Here is a 14,464-nt window from a genome sequence, read left to right as displayed (position 1 = left end):
GGATCGCCTTCTCCGCATCGCCTGAGCAGGCGCTTCGAAGGGCGAAGGGTCCGGCTGCGTCCCGTACCGCGTACGGTTCGCCCTGTATCGATCGTCAGCGTCTCGCTTCGTACCCGGAGTCCTGGATGGACAAGATCGTCAAGCACGGCATCACCTTCGACGACGTCCTGCTCGAGCCGCGGTTCAGCGACTTCGTGCCCAGCGAATCGGACGTGAGCACGCGCCTGACCCGCCGGATCGCGCTCAGGATCCCGCTGCTCAGCTCGCCGATGGACACGGTGACCGAGCACCAGATGGCGATCGCCCTCGCGAAAGAGGGGGGGATCGGCATCATCCATAAGAACATGTCGGTCCAGGACCAGACCGAGGAGGTCTACAAGGTCAAAAGGAGCGCGAACGGGATCATCGTCGATCCGATCACGCTCCGTCCGGATGCGACCGCCCGCCATGCCAAACAGGCCATGGACCAGCACAACGTCTCCGGCGTGCCGATCACGGAGCGGGACGGGAAGCTCGTCGGGATTCTGACCCGCCGCGATCTGCGGTTCGTCGAGTCGGACGACCAGCAGGTCTCGGAGGTGATGACGCGGGACAAGCTCGTCACGGCGCGGGGGATCGTGACGCTTGAGGAGGCTGAGAAGATTTTGACGGAAAAACGGGTGGAGAAACTTCTGCTCGTGGACGAAGAGTACAAACTGACCGGGCTGATCACCATCAAAGACATCGACATGATGAAGCGGTTCCCCGCCGCGTGCAAAGACGCGATGGGGAGGCTACGGGTCGGAGCCGCAATAGGCGTCTACGACTATGAGCGAGCGCAAAGTCTGATCGAAAAAGGGGTTGACGTACTCGTCGTCGATAGTGCCCACGGGCACTCGGCGAACGTGATCGAAAGCGTCCGCTACATCAAGCAGACGTGGGACATCGACGTCATCGCCGGAAATGTCGCCACGGCTGACGGTTGCAGGGCCTTGATCGAGGCCGGCGCCGACGCTGTGAAGGTGGGTATCGGTCCGGGGTCGATCTGCACGACGCGGGTCGTCTCGGGCGTGGGGGTCCCCCAGATCACCGCAATTGCCGAGGCGTCGTCCGTCGCACAGTCGACCGATGTTTCGATCATCGCCGACGGAGGGATTCGGTTCTCGGGCGACATCACCAAGGCGATCGCTGCCGGCGCTCACGCCGTCATGATCGGGGGGCTTTTCGCTGGATTAGCGGAAAGTCCCGGACGATTGATCCTTTACCAGGGCCGCACGTTCAAGGCGTACCGGGGCATGGGGTCGATCGGAGCCATGGTGAAGGGCTCGAGCGAACGGTACCGGCAAAAGGGGTCCGAACGGGACGCCGGGAAGCTGGTGCCGGAAGGCGTCGAAGGACGCGTTCCCTTCAAAGGCCCCCTGAGCGACTTCGTATACCAGCTTGTCGGCGGACTGAAGGCCGGCATGGGGTACTGCGGAACGAAATCCGTCGAGGAGCTACGCAAGGATGCGCGCTTTATCCAGGTTTCCGCAGCGACCGTCCGGGAAAACCACCCGCACGACATCGTCATCACGCAAGAAGCCCCCAATTACAGCCCTGAGATCCACGGCGAGATCGATTGATCTCGTCGGGTCGATCGTCGCGGGCTGGCTGACGGCCCGCGGCGGACAAGCGTTCCGAACGGGAGCCGCCTTCCGGGCAGGCGCCCTGGCGGCGACGCTCGTCGGTTCGGTCGCGGGAACCGCGGTCGCACAGCAGACGGCCAATCCGCTCCGGGATCTGGCGCCCACTACCGGCGCAGCGCACGCTCGCCCGAACTGGTCGACGAGTCGCGACGCCAATCTGCCGGCGACGCTCGAACTCGCCGCACCCGGCGTTCAGCCGGCGAGCGCCAACCAGGCGATTTCCTCGTCCGTCGTCCCCCGCTCCACGACGAGCGACCTGGGACAGGATTCCGACTTCGCGGCGAACGGCTCGCGCCTCGACTGGCGTCCCCGGATGTCGGCGGCGGAGCGCGTCAAGCGACAGGTCGCCCAGCGCCAGAACGTCGATGCGGAAGCGTCCTCCGCCCCGTCCAATGACCCGTTCCGCGATCCCTTCGGCGACGCCAAGGCGGTCCGCACGGTCGCTGACTGGAGCGAGGCGAACGGTCTTCGCGGACAGGCCAGTCCCGCAGTCGATCGCTCGGGCGAGCGACGCGGAGCCGTCGTTCACGCTCAGGCTCAAACGCCGGAGAAGTCGGTCCTCGTCGCCCGTAATAACGCCGACGAGTTCCCCGCGCCGCCGGCGCTGGTCGAAGAAGAGCCCGTTGCGCCGCTCGTCCCGAGCCGACAGCAGTTCGCTCAGGGAGCGCCCGTTCCCGGGACGACGGACGAAGGCGATGCGGCGCCCCTGCCCGCGCCTGGCGATCGCGAAGAGATGGTCTCCCCTTCGGAGGAAACCGTCGAAGATCACCTGCGTCGGTGTGCGACCGCGGCGGAGTTCGCCCGGAACGCTCAACTGAGCCGGATCTCGCTCGACCTGACGCCTCCGTACGCTCCGTCGCTGATGCGGACGGAGAGCGAACCGAAAGAGGATCCCGCCGTCGCGCTGGCAGAAGAGCCGGCTCGTTCCTGGACCAACCGGGGCGGATCCGTGCTCGCCGAAGGCCGCCTGGTCGGATACGAGAACGGCTTCGTCAAGATCGAGACGGGCAACGGCGTTCAGCAGATCCGTCAACGCGACTTGAGCGAAGAGGATCTGTACTACCTCGGGCGAACCTGGCGAATCCCGGCGGAGTGCGTGCTGCGTGACGAGACGCTGCTGGCCCGCTCGTTCGAGCCGACGACGTTCACGTGGAAGGCCTCGGCCCTCTGCCACAAGCCGCTCTACTTCGAAGAAACGCAGCTCGAACGGTACGGTCACACCGCCGGCCCGATCGCTCAGCCGATCATCTCGGGCGCCCACTTCTTCGTGAACATCGCGACGCTCCCCTACAACATGGGCGTCGCTCCGCCGAACGAATGCCAGTACGTCCTGGGCTACTATCGCCCCGGAAGCTGTGCCCCCTGGATGATCGAGCCGATTCCCATCAGCCTCCGCGGAGCGGCCCTGCAAGCGGGCGCCGTAGTCGGCGGAGTCGCGATTCTCCCCTGATTCGGAAACGATCGAACGGACGCTGCATAACGAACTTCTGCCTGGCAGGAGCGATTGGAGAAACGGCAAGGGCGACCTTGCCGTTTTTTCGTTTCGTAACGGCTGCGCATCAGAAATCGGGGTGGCCTGCGGCTGACGTCCCCCGGATTGCAATCATTCCGGGCCACCCGCGACGCCTGGCCGTTCTTCGCCGACGTTCCGACCGGGCTATACTTCCCCTTTGCTCCTGTGCGTCGCGCGCCCGCTATCGTTAGCCGCAACGGCGTTCGTCGCTTCGCTGATTTCGCACGCCGATGCCAACGACCGTCGGGTCGGTTTCACGCTATCCCGCACGCGTTTCGTGCTTCTGGTACGCGGTGCTGATTCTCGTCGGCGCGGCGGGCTTGATGCATCCGTGGTGTCGCGGCGTCGGCACGAAACCCTGGTCCGCGATCGATGCCCTCTTCACGTCGACCAGCGCCTGCTGCGTGACGGGACTCGCCGTCCGTTCGACGGGCAGCGATCTGTCGTTCATCGGGCAGCTCTGGCTGCTGCTGCTGATTCAACTCGGCGGCGTCGGCATCATGACCGTGACGACGTACGTGCTGTTCTCGTTCGGCTCCGCCGAGTCGATGCGCGCGCGGCGCGTCATTTCCGAGACGCTCGGCGCCGACGAATCGACGCCGCTGGGGAAGGTGCTGCGCGAGGTGCTGCTGTTCACCCTCATCGCGGAGCTGCTCGGCGCGACGCTGCTGTTCCTGCGCCTGTCGATGATCTACCCGCCGGACGAGGCGCTGTGGTGGGCCGTGTTCCACTCCGTCTCGGCGTTCTGCAACGCCGGCTTCGGCCTGTTCGACGACAGCCTGGTTCAATTCCAGGACGATCCGTTCGTGATCGGGGTGATCAGTTGCCTGATCGTGCTGGGAGGCATCGGCTACCCGGTCGTTATGGACATCCGCAAACGCCGCAAGCGGATCGGCAAAGACTTCTGGCGAAGCCTGCACCTCCATACGAAGGTGATGCTGATCGGCACCGCCGGGCTGCTCACGCTCGGTTTCGTGCTGACCCTCCTTTTCGAAATCGACGGGTCGTTCCGCGGACTGACGCTGCAGCAGATGACGCTTCGCGCGTTTTTCCACAGCGTCACCACGCGAACGGCAGGCTTCAACTCCGTGGCCGTGGGCGACCTTTCGGACGCGACGCTCTACGTCACGATCTTTCTGATGGCCGTCGGCGGCGGTCCCTGCTCCACGGCGGGCGGTTTCAAGGTCTCCAACGCCATGCTGCTGGTCATTCGATCGTGGTGCAGCCTGCGCGGGCTGACGAAAATGAACGTCTTTCGTCGCACGATCCCTGACGACGCGATCGATCGCGCGAGCGCGACGCTGGTGCTCTTCGTCGCCATGGGATCGCTGGGCGCGCTGGCACTGCTGGCGTTCGAGTCCGACGTCGGCTCGGTCGGTCGGCGGCCCTTTCTGCCGCTGGTCTTCGAAACGGCGTCCGCCCTGGGGACCGTCGGGCTCAGCATGGGCATTACGCCGTTCATGTCGAGCTACGGCAAGCTCGCCCTCGTGGCGCTGATGTTCCTGGGTCGACTCGGGCCGATTTCGTTCTTCGCCGCGCTCGCGCGCACCGATCGCGAACAGCCGGTCCTTTATCCTCGAGAAGAACCGCTCGCCGGCTGACGTCGCGGCGCCGATTCTGCAAGCTCGCGCTTCGCTACGGAACGCATATGGACAAGCACATCATCGTCGTCGGGCTCGGATCCTTCGGCACGTCGATCGCCAAGCGCCTGACGAAGAACGGCGTCCGTGTGACCGGAATGGACGCCTCGCGCGAGCGCGTCGAAGCGCTGAAGGACGATCTGTACGAGGCCGTCATCGGCGACGCGACCCAGCGGGCCGCGTTCGAGCAGCTCCCCTGCAAGCAGGCGATGGCGCTGGTCATCAGCCTGGGCGAAGACATCACGCGATCGATTCTCGCCGCGCTCCATGCGCGCGAACTCGGCGCCCGGCAGGTCGTCGTGAAGGGGGTTACCGCCGATCACGGCAAGATCCTGCGCAGTCTCGGCGTCGACCGGGTGATCTTTCCGGAAACGGAAATCGCGCTGCAACTGGCCGACCGGCTAACCTGGCCGAACGTCGTCGACTACCTGGCGATCGATCCCGATTACAGCATCATCGAGATCGCGGTGCCCGACTCCTTCGCCGGCAAGACGCTGCAGGAACTCAACGTCCGCCGACGCTTCGGCATCAGCGTCCTCGGCCTGAAGGACGCGCTCACGGGCAAGCTTTCCATGTTCCCCGAGCCGTCCGCCAAACTGGACGCCGATCAGGTCCTGCTCGTCGTCGGTAACAAGGACCAGCTCGCTCGCGTGCGGGAACTGGAGTAGGGCAGGGGATCGCGACGCGCCGGTCCGACAGCACCAAACTATCTACGGCAAAAACCGTTGACATCTACGGCTTAATCCGTAGAATCGGAACGGCTTGAGGCGTTCGGTCGATTACGGCCAGCCTTCGCTGCTCTTCCGAGAGAGGATCATGGCACGTCCGCGACACGTTCGGCCGACGCCCGCCGAGTTGGAGATCCTGAAGATCGTCTGGGAGCGCGGCCCGCTCACCGTTCGCGAGATCCTGGCGTTCCTGCCCAGTGAACGTGCCGCCGGGGAACGTGCCGCCGGCGAAGAGCGAGCGGCGGAACTCGATGGCGAGGGCGCTGATCCGCCGCGGGCATATACGTCGGTGATGAGCCTGATGAACGTCATGGTCGAGAAGGGCCACCTGACGCGGACGCTGGAAGGCCGGGCCTATCGTTACGCTCCTGCCGACGAGCCGTCGCAGGTTCGCGGCGATTTCCTCCGCGACGTCTGGAAGCGGGTCTTCAGCGGCTCGACGGAGAGTCTGGCCCTGCACCTGCTCGACGTTTCGACGCCGACCGAGGAGGAACTCGACGCGATCCGGTCGGCCATCGACGCCTACCGCGCCGGACGCAACGTCGACGAGACGAAAGACGGCGCCTCGCGGTCCAACGGTCCTTCCCGGCGGCGAAGCTAAGGAGACGGGTCGTGGAATTTCTCTCCCGATCGACCGACTTCTTCGTTCATGTCGCGTTCTGGACCATCGTCCATTCGCTGTGGCAGGGAGCGACCTTCGCCGGCGCGCTCGCCGTATGGCGGCGCTCATCGGACGAGCATGACCACGCCGCGCGCTCCGCGGCGGCGACGCTGACGCTCCTGTTTCTCGCCGCGTCGCCGATCGTCACGGGGACGTCGCTGGCGCTCGCTTACGAACCGCCGGCGCGCTCGATAGCCGCCGACTTCGACCTTTCGGAACTCGCGGCGATGTCGTCGTCCGTCGAAGACTTCGAGGGCGACGCCGAAGCATCCTCCGCGACGCCGCTGACGATCGACGCGGTCGCCGCATGGCTGCCGCATGCGATCGCCTCGCTCTGGATGATCGGCGTGGCGTGGGGCGGGGCGAAGCTGTTCGCCAGCGCCGTGCGGCTGCACCTCGTCCGCCGGCGATCGACGCCCGTCGACGAAGCGCTGATCGCGCGATGCAGCGAGTTGGCCCGGCGTTGCGGACTATCCCGCGCGCCGAGGCTGGTCTGCTCGCTCAGCGCCTCGGGTCCTTACGCGTTCGGCCTGATCAGACCCTGCATCGTCGTTCCCGCCGCGTGGGCGCTCGAAACGTCGCCGGACGTTCTGGAGGCTGCCGTCGCGCACGAACTGGCGCATCTGAAGCGTCGCGATTTGTGGACGCTCGCCCTGCAACGCCTGGTCGAGACGACGCTCTTCTTTCACCCCGGCGTCTGGTACGTCAGCCGCACGTTGAACGCCGATCGCGAACGGGCGGCGGATCGTCTGGCGGCGGAGATTCTCGGCGATCCGGCACGTTACGCCGAATCGCTCTATCGACTGGCTTCTCTGGCGGTCGGACCGGGATCCCCGGCGCTGACCCTACCTCTTCATGGAGAGACTCGAATGAAACTGCTCGAACGCGTGCGGCAGGTACTGCGAACGGAAGAGGCGAAGTCCGGAGGGCACGCGAGCGTCGGCTGGCTCTGCCTGGCCCCCGCGCTGCTGGCGGCCATCTTCCTCGGTCAGGCGGCGTTCGCCGGATCGGTCGCCGCCGACGAAGGCGAACGCGAAGGCGTCGTCGCGGCGACCGTCGCCGAGCATCAAGGACCGGAGACAAGTGAGAAGGACGAAGCGGATAAACGTGAAGAACAAGGCGCGGAGGACGGTCGCGCCCGCGAAGCGGCGGAAGAAGCAACCGACGGCGAAGGCGGCGTAGGCGGACTCTCTGCAGCGGATACGCGGCGTAGGGTGGCTGAAGTGCATGCCGAGATCGATGAACACATTCGTCGAAGGGCGCAAGAGCTCGAAGAGAAATACAAGTCGCACATTCAGGCCGCGCAGGAAGAGCTCAAGAGGGCGATGCAGGACCTCGAGTCGGAGGCTAAGGAGCGGAAACAGGAACTGGACCAGCAAGTCGCCAAGCTGATGGCTCAGCGGAAAGCCGAAGCTCAGAAACGGGAGGAAGCCGGCGAGCGTCGAGCCGAAGAAGGACCGCGCGAAGGGCTCCCCGGCGTCGATGCCGAGGACCTTACGCCTCGCGAACGTCGAATGCTGGGAGTCATCCGCTCGCTGGAAGCGCGGCTGAAGGAACTCGAATCGCGGATTCCGCGCGACGGCGAGCGTCGCCAGGAAGGCGAGCGTCGGGAAGAAGGAAAACGTCGCGAGGAACGCCGCGAACGTGAGGACGGTGAAGGCGACGAAGAGAATGCGGATAGAGAAGAGTCGCCGGAGGCCGCCGCCGAGGTCGAAATGGCGGACGACGAGGAACTCGACGTCGATCAGTTCGCCGAGCGACTGTTCGACGCGCTTCGCGGCGGAATGTCCGAGGAAAAGAAGCCGGAATTCCTCCGCAACGCGATCCGCGAGGGAATCGGCTTCGACCTGAACGAAACCCAGATTCGCATCGTGCTCGACCGCGCCCGGGGCGAGTTGGAAGGCTTCCAGCAGATCGTCGGCAGGATCGCGGCCGCGAAAGAGTAGGGACCGAATCGCTGCTTCCACGCGACGGCTCGCTCCGGCGAGCCGTTTTTCGTAGACGCCCGGTCGGAAGTGATTCGAACGAGGAACCGGTCCGCACGCTAGAATGAAGCAACGAAGGTAAGCGCTCTCTCCCTCACGACTGCGACGCGATGTGGCCTGATTCGGATCGGACGCAGGAACTTCTTCGAGACGCGCGCAACGGCGATCCGCTGGCGATCGGCGACCTGATGGAGCGCCATCGCGACGCGCTTCGCCGACTGGTGCAGATGCGACTCGATCGCAAGATCCAGACCCGCGTCGACGTTTCGGACGTCATCCAGGACGTGCTGATCGAGGCCAATCGCCGGCTGAAGGATTACCTCGAAAACCCCGCGATGGGCTTTCACCTCTGGCTGAGGCAGATCGCCCGGGACCGTATCATCGACGCGCACCGCCGGCATCGCGTCTCGGCGCGGCGCAGCGTCGACCGCGAACGATCGCTCACGGCGCCGGCCCATGACGATCGTTCGGCGCTGGAACTCTTCTCTCACCTGGCCGACGGGGCGAAGAACCCGGCGGACGAAGCGACCGATCGCGAACTGGCCCGCCGCGTCGAAGCCGCGATCGCCGAACTGCCCGAGCATGACGGAGAGATCCTCGTCATGCGACACTTCGAGCAACTCACCAACCAGGAGATCGCCCAGGCGCTCGGGCTGACCGAGCCGGCGGCGAGCATGCGGTATCTCCGGGCGCTGAAGCGGCTGCGCGAGAAGTTGAACCTGGAGAGTTCGTCGAACGACTCCTCGGACGGCTGATCGCTCCGGGCGGGATCGGCCCTACCTTCCGCGACGAACCGAGATGAGCGAAGCCGACACCTCCCCGGTCGACCGCGAAGAGCGCCTGGCCTTGGCTCTGACCCATGCGCTCGACGCGGTTCAGAGCGGCGAGCGGCCCGATCTGGAGGCGTATTGCAACGGCGACCGGACGATGGCGGCCGAGCTGCGCGAGCTGCTCGGAATGGCGTCGATCGCGAACTTCCCCCGGCACGTTTCGCCGACGCTTCCCGCCGATCGGCAGATCGAACCGCGCCGCGTTCCGGATCCGCCCCCCTCGCGATTCGGGGATTACGAGATCCTTCGCGAGATCGGTCGCGGAGGCATGGGCATCGTCTACCGCGCGAGGCAGATCAGCCTGCAGCGGGACGTAGCGCTCAAGCTGACGCTGCAAGGCGCGCTGACGGGCCCCGCCGAGCGGGAACGCTTCCGCATCGAGGCCGAGTCCGCCGCGAAGCTCGAACATCCCAACATCGTGCCCGTTCACGACGTCGGCGAATACGAAGGGAGGCCCTACCTCTCGATGCAACTCGTCGAGGGGGAGACGCTCGCCGATCGCGTCAAACGCGGCCCGCTTCCTCCGATCGAAGCCGCCCGGATCCTGCTTCCCGTCTGCCGGGCGGTCGCGTTCGCGCATCGTCGCGGGGTGCTGCATCGCGATCTCAAGCCGTCGAACATCCTGCTCGATCGCAACGACGTTCCCCACCTGACCGATTTCGGGCTCGCGAAGGCGATGGAGAGCGACGCCGCGCTCACGCGGACGGGCGCGGCGCTCGGAACGCCTTCGTACATTCCGCCGGAACAGGCGGCGGGGAGTCGCGGGGAGTGCGGTCCGGCGAGCGACGTCTACAGCCTGGGCGCCGTGCTCTATTTCATGCTCGTCGGTCGACCTCCCTTCGCGGGGGCGTCGCCGGTCGAGACGGTCATCATGGTTCTGGAGCAGGAGCCCCCGCTCCCCCGGGCGATCTATCCGAAGGTCGATCGGGACCTGGAGATGATCGCGCTCAAGTGCCTTCAGAAGCCGATCGACCTGCGGTACGACTCCGCCGACGCGCTTGCCGCCGATCTGAAGGCCTACCTCAACGACGAGCCTATCGCCGCGCGGAGCGGGCGCCTGTCGCAGGTCTTCGGGCGGATCCTGCGGGAAACGCACCACGCCAGCGTGCTGGAGAACTGGGGCTTGCTTTGGATGTGGCACAGCCTGGTGCTATTCATCGCCTGCGCGCTGACGAACGTGCTGGGGCTCGTCGGCGTGAAGAGCGCGTGGTGGTACCTGGCGCTCTGGACCGCAGGGTTCGGAGCCTGGGCCCTGGTCTTCTGGACGCTGCGGCGGCGAATGGGGCCGGTCCTCTTCGTGGAGCGTCAGATCGCCCATGTCTGGGGCGCGAGCCTGATCTGCATCGCGACGCTGTTCCCGATCGAGTTTATGCTGGGCCTCGGCCCGCTGACCCTGTCGCCCGTTCTGGGATTGGTCGCCGGAATGGTCTTCTTCGTGAAGGCCGGCATGCTGTCAGGCGCCTTCTACGTTCAATCCGCGGCTCTCTTCGCGACGGCATTCCTGATGGTCATGATGCCGAAGTACGCGCATGTCATCTTCGGCGCCGTCGCGGCGGCCTGCTTCTTCTTCCCCGGCTGGAAGTACTGGCGTCAGCGTCTCGACAGCGAGCGACGGTGAGGCGCTCCCCGGAGTCATCCGGCGGTCCCCGGATGACTCGCCCATCCGTGCGTGCGGGGTCGCCGCTTCGACACGGCTGGACAAGCCAGCCGTGGCACGCGAGCAAGTAGGCAAGCGCCTCAGCCCTTGGACTGGGCGAGCGATTGTTCGCGGATCGAATCGATGGCGTCGCGAATGCGTGCCGAGATGACCTCGGTCGGAGCCATCGCGTAGATCGATCGCAGGTTTCCCTGTTCGCGGTAGTAGTCGATCAACGGCAGCGTCTGCTGCAGATAGACGTGAATCCGCTGGCGGATCGTCGCGATCGAATCGTCCCCGCGTTTCCGGGCGAGGAGCCGCCGGATCAGTTCGTCCTCGAACACGCGCAGCTCCAGCGCCAGGTCGACCTTCAATCCGCGGTCGCGCAGGTAGTCGTCCAGCGCCTTCGCCTGGCGGATCGTCCTGGGGAAGCCGTCGAACAGGCAGCCGTCCACGCAGTCGGGACAGCTCAGGCGCTCGCTGAGGATATGGAGGACCAGCGAATCGGGAACGAGCTTCCCGTGATCCATGTAGAGCCGAGCTTCGCGCCCCAGCACCGTGTCCTGACGGATCGCCTCGCGCAGCATCTCGCCGGTCGAGATATGCGGAATCCGCAGGTGCTGGACGAGAAACTTGGACTGCGTCCCTTTGCCGGCGCCGGGCGGCCCGAGAAACACGATGCGCATGTTGCCACCCTCGCGAACCGACGGAACGAATCTTCGAGGCCGGGGCGAAACTCTCGGCGGAACGTCCTAAGGGTCGGCGAATCCGCTCGCAATGGAAGTTTCGTCCCAGCCTTCTGGCCAGGCGTGGCGTCGCCGACCGTTGAGGTCAGCCGGGAATCCGTTCCGCGGGACGCGTGCAGCCGACCCTCGCCATCGGGAGCGGGCCGGCCAATAGGAAGGATATCTCGAAAAGGCTCGGGGGGAGACGTCCTGCCGGCGATTAGACGTGCGTCGCGTCGTCGCAGGCAGCATCCCCTCAGGCTCGGCCGTCAGAACCCCTACGGATTCCGACGGCGAACGCCGGGCGGCGTCGGTCCCGTTCGCCGATCAGTCGCCCAGGAGGCCGCGGTAGTTCCGCATCACGAGGTGGCTGTCGATCTTCTGAACCAGGTCGAACGCGACGCTGACGGCGATGAGCAGGCTCGTGCCGCCGTAGAAGCTCGCGATCATGAAGTCGACCTTCATCAGGCTGTTCAGGATCGTCGGGACGATCGCGACCACGGCCAGGAAGCCGGCGCCGACGAAGGTCAGCCGCTCGAACACGCGTTCCAGGTACTTCTCGGTCGACTTACCGGGACGATAGCCCTGAATGAACGTGCCGCTTTCGCGAAGGTTCTCCGCCATCTCCTTCGGGTTGAAGATGACCGCGGTCCAGAAGTAGCTGAAGACGTAGATCAGCACGACGTAGAGCAGGTTGTACAGGAACGAAGTTCCCGAAGAGAACATCTGCGACAGCGACGCGAACGTCGGGGCGTACGCAGGAAGCCAGCTCTGCATCAGGTTGAACACGATCGCGGGCAGCATCAGCAGGCTGCTGGCGAAGATGATCGGCATGACGCCCGACATGTTGAGCCGAAGCGGCAGCGAGCTTTTCGTGCCGCCGTAGACGCGATTGCCGCGGACGTGCTTCGCGGCATGGATCGGGATGTTCCGCTTGCCGAGCGTAATGAACACGACGCCCGCGATGACGGCGACGAACAGAAAGCCCAGAACGACGACCTCTTCGACGCTAGTCTGTCCGTCGCCGAGTCCGCCCAGGCGGAAGTCGAAGTTATCGGCCATGCTGAACAGAGCCGCCGGCATCTGGGCCAGAATGCCCGCCATGATCAGAAGGCTGATGCCGTTGCCGATGCCGTACTCGTCGATCTGCTCGCCCAGCCACATCAGGAAGATGGTGCCAGCGGTCATGATCAGGACGCAGGTGATAGTCCAGAAGAGCGTCAGTTGCCCGTCGCTGGTGAACTGCGGCAACAGGATGCTCGGCCCGCCCCCTGCCGACGTCGACATCTGGAGGAAGACCCAACTCTGGAAGACGCAGAACAGCACCGTCAGATAACGAGTGTATTCGTTGATCTTCTTGCGTCCCGCTTCGCCCTCCTTCCGCAGCTCTTCGAGCGGCTTCCAGACGGTTCCGAGCAACTGCAGGATGATCGACGCCGAAATGTACGGCATGATCCCCAAGCCGAAGATCGTCATCTGCGTGAGCTGGCTCGCGCTGAAGACCGACACCTGACGCAGGAAGTCATTGAAGCCGCCGCCGTCCTGGGACGCCTGGTAGGCCGCTTCCTGATCGATGACCGGAAGCGTGATCTGCCAGCCGACGCGATAGACGGCCAGGAGCGCCAGCGTCAGGAAAATCTTCTTGCGGAGTTCGGGGATCGTGAAGATGACCCGGAGCTTCTCGAGCATTCGTCCGTTCTTCCCGGGAAAGCGCCCTCGCAGGGCTTATGAGACCGCCGCGCTCGGAACCGGAACAGGTCTTCCTGAACGGCGAATGCGGCAGTCGTCTGGTATCCTGCTCCGTCTCCATCCAGGGAAACAGGAGCGTCGATCTGATCTGTCGTTGACGGGCCGAACGGCCGGTCCGCGAAGAATGGTGAGTCTACCCCGTTTCGGCGTCGTCCGGAAAGAGAAAAAGGCGTCGCCGATCGCAACGCCTTCGCTCTCGCTCTTTCAGATTCGCCGGCGTTCGAAGCCTCAGCTCTTCTGAGCCTTCGCGGCTTCCTTCTTTTCTTCCACCGAGACGCGATAAACGACGACCTCCGCCGTGCCGCCCGCCTTCTCGATCTTCTCCTTGGCCGACTCGCTGAAGCGATGCGCCCGGACGGTGAGCTTCTTCGTCAGTTCGCCGTCGCCGAGGATCTTGACGATGTCGAAGATGCCGCTGACCAGGCCGAAGGCACGCAGTTCGTCGACGCCGACGACCGCGCCGTTCTCGAACGCGGCGTCAAGGTTGCCGACGTTCGTCGCGGCGACCTTCAGAGCCCAGCGATTGTTGAAGCCGCGCTTCGGAATCCGTCGAACCATCGGCATCATACCGCCCTGGAAGGCGGCATGGCGCGAGTAACCGTTGCGCTGGCCCTGGCCCTTGTGACCCCGGGTCGAGGTCTTGCCGTGACCCGATCCGATGCCGCGACCGATGCGCTTGCGCTTCTTGTTCTTCTCGATGTCGACGTGGACTTCGTGCAGGCTCATGTTTCGCTCGGTCGGAACGGAATCGACGGGACGATCTTCCCGGATTCGGACGATGGATTCAGTGTAGGATCGCGGCCTTTAGAGGCTGACGCCCCGCAGACGCTCGACCTCGTCCTTCGTGCGCAACTGCTCGAGAGCGGCGATGGTCGCCTTCACGAGCGTCACCGGATTGTTGCTGCCGAAGCTCTTGGTCAGGATGTTGTGAATGCCCGCGGCTTCGCAGACCGCACGGACCGCGGCGCCGGCGATGACGCCCGTACCGGCACCGGCCGGAAGGAGCACCACCTGGGCGGCTCCGTAGGTTCCGGTGACCTTGTGCGGGATCGAACCGTCGACGACCGCGGTCGTCACGAGCGATCGCGACGCCTGCTTAGTCGCCTTCTCCACGGCGGGGGGAACCTCGTTCGCCTTGCCGTAGCCCCAGCCGACCTTCCCGCGACCGTCGCCGACGACGACCATCGCGGCGAAGCTGAAGCGGCGACCGCCCTTCACGACGGCCGCGCAACGCTTCACCTTCACGAGTTTGTCGATCAGGTTGCCTTGATTTTCCTGTGCCATGGTCTTTCGCTTCCGGGGCTCGTTTGCTGCCCGTCTTCGTTAGGGGCGT

The 14,464-nt window shown here is 65.1% G+C and carries 12 protein-coding genes; 8 read left to right on the top strand and 4 right to left on the bottom strand.

All coding sequences use genetic code 11. The features are described 5' to 3' along the window. Positions 1-125: 125 nt before the first annotated feature. The 8 genes from guaB to SH602x_RS04275 all read left to right on the top strand — a co-directional run bounded on the left by guaB (position 126) and on the right by SH602x_RS04275 (position 10,639). Positions 126-1,601 carry an IMP dehydrogenase gene (guaB, locus tag SH602x_RS04310; protein ID WP_479475621.1) on the top strand — a complete coding sequence of 492 codons (1,476 nt, stop codon included), beginning with the start codon at positions 126-128 and terminating at the stop codon, positions 1,599-1,601. Then, complete coding sequence (locus tag SH602x_RS04305) at positions 1,486-3,114, top strand: hypothetical protein (protein ID WP_479475620.1); 1,629 nt, start codon at positions 1,486-1,488, stop codon at positions 3,112-3,114. Before guaB ends, SH602x_RS04305 begins: the two co-directional genes overlap by 116 nt. A 293-nt stretch (positions 3,115-3,407) precedes the next feature. Beyond that, a complete protein-coding gene (locus SH602x_RS04300; RefSeq protein ID WP_479469713.1) occupies positions 3,408-4,778 on the top strand; it encodes a TrkH family potassium uptake protein in 1,371 nt (456 codons plus the stop codon). A gap of 47 nt (positions 4,779-4,825) precedes the next feature. Then, the gene (locus SH602x_RS04295; RefSeq protein WP_479469714.1) at positions 4,826-5,485 is read left to right on the top strand and encodes a potassium channel family protein; all 660 of its coding nucleotides are present in this window, start codon (positions 4,826-4,828) and stop codon (positions 5,483-5,485) included. Positions 5,486-5,633: 148 nt separating this feature from the next. After that, the gene (locus SH602x_RS04290) at positions 5,634-6,146 is read left to right on the top strand and encodes a BlaI/MecI/CopY family transcriptional regulator (RefSeq protein ID WP_479475619.1); all 513 of its coding nucleotides are present in this window, start codon (positions 5,634-5,636) and stop codon (positions 6,144-6,146) included. Positions 6,147-6,157: 11 nt separating this feature from the next. Further along, a complete protein-coding gene (locus tag SH602x_RS04285) occupies positions 6,158-8,152 on the top strand; it encodes a M56 family metallopeptidase (protein WP_479475618.1) in 1,995 nt (664 codons plus the stop codon). A gap of 149 nt (positions 8,153-8,301) precedes the next feature. Then, the gene (locus SH602x_RS04280) at positions 8,302-8,946 is read left to right on the top strand and encodes a sigma-70 family RNA polymerase sigma factor (RefSeq protein WP_479469717.1); all 645 of its coding nucleotides are present in this window, start codon (positions 8,302-8,304) and stop codon (positions 8,944-8,946) included. A 43-nt stretch (positions 8,947-8,989) separates the two neighbouring features. Further along, complete coding sequence (locus SH602x_RS04275; protein ID WP_479475617.1) at positions 8,990-10,639, top strand: serine/threonine-protein kinase; 1,650 nt, start codon at positions 8,990-8,992, stop codon at positions 10,637-10,639. Positions 10,640-10,758: 119 nt separating this feature from the next. Here the strand turns inward: SH602x_RS04275 and SH602x_RS04270 are convergent, their stop codons facing one another. The 4 genes from SH602x_RS04270 to rpsE form a co-directional block, all read right to left on the bottom strand. After that, positions 10,759-11,343, bottom strand: a complete 585-nt coding sequence (locus SH602x_RS04270; RefSeq protein ID WP_479475616.1) for an adenylate kinase — start codon at positions 11,341-11,343, stop codon at positions 10,759-10,761. Positions 11,344-11,709: 366 nt separating this feature from the next. Then, positions 11,710-13,071, bottom strand: a complete 1,362-nt coding sequence (gene secY, locus SH602x_RS04265; protein ID WP_479469720.1) for a preprotein translocase subunit SecY — start codon at positions 13,069-13,071, stop codon at positions 11,710-11,712. Positions 13,072-13,359: 288 nt separating this feature from the next. Then, positions 13,360-13,857: a 50S ribosomal protein L15 gene (gene rplO, locus SH602x_RS04260; RefSeq protein ID WP_479469721.1), complete on the bottom strand. Its 498-nt coding sequence runs from the start codon at positions 13,855-13,857 to the stop codon at positions 13,360-13,362. Between the two features lie 78 nt (positions 13,858-13,935). Further along, positions 13,936-14,415, bottom strand: coding sequence for a 30S ribosomal protein S5 (gene rpsE, locus SH602x_RS04255; RefSeq protein ID WP_479469722.1), 480 nt, complete (start codon positions 14,413-14,415; stop codon positions 13,936-13,938). Positions 14,416-14,464: the final 49 nt, after the last annotated feature.

It is taken from the genome of Lignipirellula cremea (assembly GCF_056501455.1).
Note: the sequence above shows the minus strand (reverse complement) of the source record. Positions and strands in the feature narration are given on the sequence as shown.